Source organism: Candidatus Methanodesulfokora washburnensis (assembly GCF_003947435.1).
Classification (GTDB): Archaea; Korarchaeota; Korarchaeia; order Korarchaeales; family Korarchaeaceae; genus Methanodesulfokora; species Methanodesulfokora washburnensis.
The window spans coordinates 1-5,222 of record NZ_RCOS01000060.1 but is presented as its reverse complement, the minus strand read 5'-3'; the positions used below and the strand labels follow the sequence as shown (position 1 = coordinate 5,222).

At 43.3% G+C, this 5,222-nt stretch carries 6 protein-coding genes; 1 reads left to right on the top strand and 5 read right to left on the bottom strand.

The features are described from left to right. Both csx1 (D6D85_RS03825) and D6D85_RS03820 read right to left on the bottom strand, forming a co-directional pair. Positions 1-1,128: CRISPR-associated CARF protein Csx1 (gene csx1, locus D6D85_RS03825; protein ID WP_125670751.1), on the bottom strand; the 1,128-nt coding region annotated here is incomplete at its 3' end. 189 nt (positions 1,129-1,317) lie between these two features. After that, entirely contained in the window at positions 1,318-1,632 is a 315-nt protein-coding gene (locus D6D85_RS03820; RefSeq protein WP_125670750.1) for a hypothetical protein, read from the bottom strand. Between the two features lie 299 nt (positions 1,633-1,931). Here D6D85_RS03820 and csx1 (D6D85_RS03815) point away from each other — a divergent pair, with 299 nt between their 5' ends. Then, the gene (csx1, locus tag D6D85_RS03815; RefSeq protein ID WP_125670749.1) at positions 1,932-3,341 is read left to right on the top strand and encodes a CRISPR-associated CARF protein Csx1; all 1,410 of its coding nucleotides are present in this window, start codon (positions 1,932-1,934) and stop codon (positions 3,339-3,341) included. 414 nt (positions 3,342-3,755) lie between these two features. Here the strand turns inward: csx1 (D6D85_RS03815) and D6D85_RS03810 are convergent, their stop codons facing one another. From D6D85_RS03810 to D6D85_RS16095, 3 genes are all read right to left on the bottom strand, one after another. Beyond that, on the bottom strand, positions 3,756-4,562 hold the full coding sequence (locus D6D85_RS03810) for a hypothetical protein (protein WP_125670748.1): 807 nt from the start codon (positions 4,560-4,562) through the stop codon (positions 3,756-3,758). 216 nt (positions 4,563-4,778) lie between these two features. Then, entirely contained in the window at positions 4,779-4,934 is a 156-nt protein-coding gene (locus D6D85_RS16100) for a hypothetical protein (protein WP_161969676.1), read from the bottom strand. After that, positions 4,934-5,095, bottom strand: a complete 162-nt coding sequence (locus tag D6D85_RS16095) for a hypothetical protein (protein WP_161969675.1) — start codon at positions 5,093-5,095, stop codon at positions 4,934-4,936. Before D6D85_RS16095 ends, D6D85_RS16100 begins: the two co-directional genes overlap by 1 nt. Between the last annotated feature and the right edge of the window lie 127 nt (positions 5,096-5,222).

Below are 5,222 nucleotides of genomic sequence, written 5' to 3'. Positions count from 1 at the left end.
CTGTATCCTGATCTCACCTAAGCTGTTGTTTCCATAGGAGATGAGGGAGAAAGCTGAGAGAAGGCTTTTCAGATAATCATAATTCGGCACTATCTTGTGTTCTATGCAGAGCTTTTCGTCCTTCTTTGTGATGCTGGTGTAGAGAAGGGCTTCCTCGAGAAGTTCCTTAATCCTTCTTATGTATCCCTCAAGTTTTCCTGCGTACTCATAATTCTCCACTGAGAACTGGATGAAGGCAAGGGGTATGCTGTAGTGAATTGAGCTTGCCAATGCTTTTGCTCTCTTATGGATGTTCCGAAACTCCTCGAGCTCAGGGATCCTCATCATTCCATTTTTTGAGAAAAAGAGCCTGAAATATTCCCCTCCCGATAAATAACTGTAAACTAACCTCTGAGCTGCTTTCACTGGTGTTATAACCTCTCTCTTTACGACAAAGACCTCCAGATCTGGGACATAGGACATACCTGGAACATTGGACCGGCTTCTTGCCCTTGATGGATACGGGGTGCTGTTGTACTGCTTAAACTCTATTTTCAGCCCATAAAAAGCGGATGCTATTCTGGATGCTGCCATCAGTGCCCTGTAAGCGGCTAATGGCATGAAGTTAACGCCATGAGTTGTATCAAAGTAGAGGGAGATGAAATCAGCGCCCTTGCCCACTTCTATCAAGCTTGATACAGCTGATATCAGGGCATGAGCTGCATAAGCAGAGTCAGGGCTTACTTCCTCCCCTTCCGGAAGCCTCCACTCAACTCTTATGTTTTCACTGTAATATTCCCCGACATTTGGCATGATCACAACTTCGGGATCTTTTGCCTCCAGATCCTCCGGCATTTTCCTCCTGAAAAAGTTCTTTATAGAATTCCTCAGGTCTGACACAAGATTTCTGTATTCACCTTCATTTATCCCTGGAGGGATTGTCCTCCCTCCGTATTCCTCCACCTTCTTGTCGCAAAGAAGGGTTTCAGGAACCATGAGCACCACAAGATCGGGAGAAAGCTCCTTTATCAGAAGATATATTGTTGTTACACCCTTTACACTTGTTTTAGACCCTGATAGCCTGTAATTAGCTTCATTCCAGATAAAAGGGTTCCCCCAAGTGGCAAAGATCACAGATCTTCTTTTCATCTACTCTCTGATCGAATTACCTAAAAATGTTTATAAAAAATTTATCGGAATTTATAAGCGTGAGAAGAGGTCTCTAGTCAAGAAGTTGAACAGTTCAGCCTTAATAAGGATCTGATGCAACTTATCTCGATCCTCTTTTCATCGAGATGACGAGAATAAATCCTCCTTCTAGGAGTACACACAAACCTTTCAATCCTCTTTGCATTTTCCATGCCTCAGCGCCTTGAGGCTCACCTTCCCCTTGGATACAGCAACCGATATGTCCACATCCTTTCCCTCCTCCATGAGTCCTATCACTACTAGGGCGATGAAGTAGAGAGCAATAGCAATAACGGCTATCAAAAGGAGATTCCAGCTGAATCCCTTCCAGAAAGAGTAGAACAAAAGAGAGGTCGCACAGGATATGAGAATCGAGAGGAAATCGGTGCCTTTCATCTGGTGGATTGCGTATTTGAGTGCAAGATGGATCGCACTTGAATGCGGCCTCATAAGAACCTTTTTCATATATTCTTAAAAAGTTATTCTCGTAAAAGTGAATAAAATCTCATTATTTCTTTATAAGTAGGAATGCATTCAAGGGAACAAGGTTAATCAAGATTTCCTTCAGATCTTTCCTAGTCCCGAAAGTTTCATTAGAATGCATATAATAAGTTTCAACCTATTTAAAATTGAATAGGCAGCACAACTGTCGACAAGCTGGCAAAAAGGAAAGAAACAAATGCCTGCAGAAACTCAGTTATGCAGAAAGTTTCAAAATATTTAATTTCAACATGTTTTTATATTAGCACGTCAAGGGTTGCTGTATGGGAGATGTTATCTGTGTTGCCACTTGGGGAAATCCCCAGAACTGGGGGTTTGCTGAATACACTTCAGATCAGAAGCGGATTAGGGCTTTCTCCACGCTTAACTTCCTCCATGAGATTGAGCAACCGGCGAAGACCATAATCATCGTGCTTGACACGCTGGCTGATCCGGATAAGCTGGAAAAATGCGAATTGAACTACAGCTGCATCGAGGATGCGATAAAAGAAGATATCAGGAGGTATCTGTGCGGGATAGAGGCTGAAATTTTGGTGCTTCCGGGTGTCCTCACAAAACTGAAGGCTGAAGATAAGCTGAAGGAGTATGTTGTCTTCAGCTCAGAGCCAAACAGGGAGTTCCTCCCTCTCCTCATCTATGAGCTTTATAGCAAGCTGCTAAATACAGAGAATGAGCTGGAGATAGCTCTTGACATAAGCCATGGAATAAACTTCATGCCTACTCTTGCTTATAGAGCAGCAACAGAGGTGGCAACAGCCTTAGCAGTTGCAAAAGTGCAGCAGGTTAAGTTGAGAGTGTACCAAGCTGATCCCTACCCAGAGCTGCCCCCTGATATCAGGAAGAAGGTTGCTAGGGAGAGGGAAGGTGATCCATGCAGGCCTGTGTCACCTGAGGTCACGCCACCGGTTGTGCGCTATAACAGGATTGCAGAGGCCACCTTCAAGCCTTGGAATCTGTCTAGATATCTGGCATATGAGGGCTCAGGCGAAAAGGTGCTGACAGACACAAGGGAATGCGATCTCGGCAACATAAGGGAGCTTCTGGATGATGTTCTGCTCCTGCTTGGTGCCTACAGGCTGGGAGCTCTCCTTCAGCTGGATCTCCTAGCTAAAACAATTCCCATTGAAGATGTTGAATTTGCCATGAGAAGTGCTGTGGAGTGCTGGAGGAGAAAGAGGATTGTTAACAGGTCGGAGGGCAGTTTGGAGATAAAGAGCGGTACGAGGTTCTCAACGGGCTTTTATGCATTGTTGCATGGGCATGCTGTGTTAAAAGGAGTAAAAAGGTTGCTTGGCAACAGCTCAGATGAGGCTAGTGCTACATTTGACGAAATCAATAAATTGAGAAGGCTTATGGAGGGCTCTACAGTGGTGAAAGTGCTCGTGGATAGGGAAATCTCAAAGCTCAAGAGGATCTGGGAAAAAGGTCAGGAAAAGGGTATTCTTTCGAGTAACTGGAAGCTCTATGCGGATTTATTAAGTGAGAAGGCTGAATCAGAGCCGGAGCAGGAGGAGAATGAGGACATGTTTCAGAGGAATTTCATTGCTCATGCCGGATTTCACAACAAAGTCGTAGAGCTTAGGCTGAAAAATGATCAGCTGGAGCTGAGAGTACGTCCCAGTGAGTGGGAAATGGTGAAAAAGGTGCTGAGGACAGTGGTGAGAGAGCAGTAGTTGCAATTTTTTATTTAATTATAGCTTTTTAATAAGTGTGGGTCCTTATTTCAACTATAATGACGGAAATGAAGGAATTATACCTCGAAAAACTGTGTGACTGAACTTTCAGTTCTCTTTTCAAGATCCGTTGATATCTACAGAAACACTGAAAGCTTTCGATCCCCTTTGCATTGGACACAGTGCTATCTGCATGAACAGGAATTTTTACTTAAGGGGGTTAAGTAATTAAGGGGGTTAAGTGAGATGTTTACAGCATCCTAAGGAGTTACCAAATTAACTCTATTACTAGAAATTATATATAAGAGGCGATTTGGTTGCTGTTATGTAAACTAAAGCATGCAGAAGCCCTTCGGAATGTAATTTATTTAAATTGCATAAATTCATGTAAAAAATTATCTAAAACTTTACTGCTCAACCAACTTCCTCGATCACCATCGGTGTCAGATCCTTCTTCCGCCTCAATATCCACACTTTTCTGTTTCTAGCAGATTCCACAGCATCAGGAACTGCATAATCAGCGTATATCACCTTTATGACCTTCTTTCTCAAAAGATCCGGCCTCTCATGTTTTATGAGCTCTATTTTATCGAGGAGCTCGTCAATTAACTTTGTGCCCAGCCTCACTGTGGCTTCTCCAATAACGCAGATGTCATTCACAGCCCCGTATATGTTTACCTCTCTTTCGTCGATGAAAACTCTGTCTAACTCTATATCTATGTTCAGATCCCTCTTTATCCTGTGTTTTATCACACTTCTGGCCTCATCCTCAACTGTCAGTGTGAGCCTGTCCAAGGTTGTGCGGATATCCCCCACGTCCTTCTTCAATGTACTCACATCCTCCTTCAACGTGCCCATATCGCTCTTCAGCATGCTCACATCGCTTTTCAATACACTGACATCACTCTTTAAAGTGCTTACATCGCTCTTCAGCACACTAACGTCACTTTTCAAAGTGCTTACATCACTTTTCAACGTGCTAATATCCTCCTTCAATGTACTCACATCGCTCTTTAAAGTGTTAAAATCCTCCCTCAGGGATTTTACCTCCTCCCAAAGCTTGTTCTGGTTCTCCCAAAGCTTTTTCATGCTCTCCTCCAGTGAGTCAAGCCTTTTCAGTATCTCACCAATGCCAAGATAGCCCGCAACTGCATACCTGAACTCCTTGTCCTCATCAAGGGATTTCAGAAATCTCTTCTTCTCCTCAGCGGATAAAACCATCAAGATTAATGGGAAAAGCCATTTAAAAATTTTATGCGTGTGCACCATTAAAGCTGAGTCGATGAAACGTATTAGTTGGTTTGACATTCTTCTTGCAGTGCTTAGTGCTGGAGGTCTCCGTGGAAAGGAAAAAAAGAGTAACACGGGATATCAGATGGAACTGAATCGCAATATGGCTCACTGCTATCGAATTTCGAAATAATTCTCGAATATATCTCAGCTTTCTGTGCCTATAACCTTCTTTCCCAGCGTGGAGATCCTCCCAAAAAGTCCCTTGGCTTCCTCCTTTGATTTCATTGATTCCTTCTTAACAACCTCCTCGACAAGCTTGTCCACGCTTCCTCCCTCATCCATGAACTTCTTGGCTATCATCACATAAGGATGGAGGTCAGCTTCTCATCGATAACGCTTTTCAGCATAAGCTTTATGGGATCTCCCTCCTTATTCGCTATATAATCCAGGATGGCTCTGGTCTCCTCTATCAGCTTTACGGCCTTATCCAAAGCATCTCTTACCTGATCCTTCGCAGCCATATCCCCCACCTCTTGAATACTCCTTAGCTTGGGGAGAATATAATAGAAATGCTTCTATTTAGTGTAACATTGAAAGACTAAGAGTATCTCATCCCTCTTTAAACGCCATTATCAGGCCTCCATGCAA

Coding starts and splice junctions, on each gene's coding strand:
- D6D85_RS03820 (WP_125670750.1), bottom strand. CDS start 1,632: ATGAAAAAGGTTCTTATGAGGCCGCATTCAAGTGCGATCCATCTTGCA.
- csx1 (WP_125670749.1), top strand. CDS start 1,932: ATGGGAGATGTTATCTGTGTTGCCACTTGGGGAAATCCCCAGAACTGG.
- D6D85_RS03810 (WP_125670748.1), bottom strand. CDS start 4,562: ATGGTTTTATCCGCTGAGGAGAAGAAGAGATTTCTGAAATCCCTTGAT.
- D6D85_RS16100 (WP_161969676.1), bottom strand. CDS start 4,934: ATGATAGCCAAGAAGTTCATGGATGAGGGAGGAAGCGTGGACAAGCTT.
- D6D85_RS16095 (WP_161969675.1), bottom strand. CDS start 5,095: ATGGCTGCGAAGGATCAGGTAAGAGATGCTTTGGATAAGGCCGTAAAG.